General features: G+C 42.8%; 1 pseudogene. It reads left to right on the top strand.

The features are described 5' to 3' along the window. Positions 1-98: 98 nt before the first annotated feature. A pseudogene (locus tag A1232T_RS13415) lies at positions 99-362 on the top strand (DDE-type integrase/transposase/recombinase); the annotation flags it as partial.

The raw sequence follows: 362 nt of genomic DNA, 5'->3' as shown, positions 1-362 counted from the left end.
AAGACCCAATATGGGTAATGGTGGCTTTACGCCGATTCAGAAATTTAATATGGCAGCTTAGTTCTACTTATTTAGTGTTTTAAATTTGGGGGTATTTCCCTAACACGAGTAAGCCTAACTCTGAGCATCAAGTTTACCCGTACTTGCTTAGGCATGTACCGATTAGCCGTTGTAATCAAGTGTGGAGTACTGATATCACCTATATTCGCCTAGCCAAGGGCTTTGTATATTTGATGGCGGTGATAGATTGGTACAGTCGTTATGTCCTAGACTGGTCGCTATCTACCACGCTTGAGGCGGATTTCTGCGTGGATACGGTGAGCAGCTTATTGCACAATGGGTTACGCTGTGAGATTTTTAAT

The sequence above is a fragment of the Psychrobacter pasteurii genome (assembly GCF_900162815.1).
In the GTDB taxonomy this organism is placed as follows: domain Bacteria; phylum Pseudomonadota; class Gammaproteobacteria; order Pseudomonadales; family Moraxellaceae; genus Psychrobacter; species Psychrobacter pasteurii.
Note: the sequence above shows the minus strand (reverse complement) of the source record. Positions and strands in the feature narration are given on the sequence as shown.